The sequence below is a fragment of the Psychrobacter sp. TB20-MNA-CIBAN-0197 genome (assembly GCF_040309765.1).
GTDB classification, from domain to species: domain Bacteria; phylum Pseudomonadota; class Gammaproteobacteria; order Pseudomonadales; family Moraxellaceae; genus Psychrobacter; species Psychrobacter submarinus.
Map to the genome: position 1 here is coordinate 1 of NZ_JBEOPC010000525.1, position 275 is coordinate 275.

1 protein-coding gene is annotated in these 275 nt (G+C 60.4%); it reads right to left on the minus strand.

All coding sequences use genetic code 11. From position 1 onward, the window contains the following. On the minus strand, nt 1–250 hold a 250-nt coding region (locus AAEY83_RS14790; protein ID WP_351060070.1), incomplete at its 3' end, for a PAS domain-containing protein. Between the last annotated feature and the right edge of the window lie 25 nt (nt 251–275).

Below are 275 nucleotides of genomic sequence, written 5' to 3' on the forward strand. Positions count from 1 at the left end.
GGCCGTACCAGTCCAGATAGGCTGCGTTGTTCAAGCGAAAACGTTCTTCGGCGTCGACGTAGCTGATCAGGATCGGCATGGCGTTGATGATCAGCTGAAGTTCGGTCTGGCTCTGACGCAGCGCCTGTTCCGTATGTTTGCGTTCGGTCAGGTCCAGCGCCGCGCCGAGAAAGCGCATCGGCCGACCATGATGATCCTTGTAGCAACGCCCGCGCGCGAACACCCAGCGCAGCGTGCCATCGGCCTGCAACAGGCGATATTCCTCAGCGTACTCG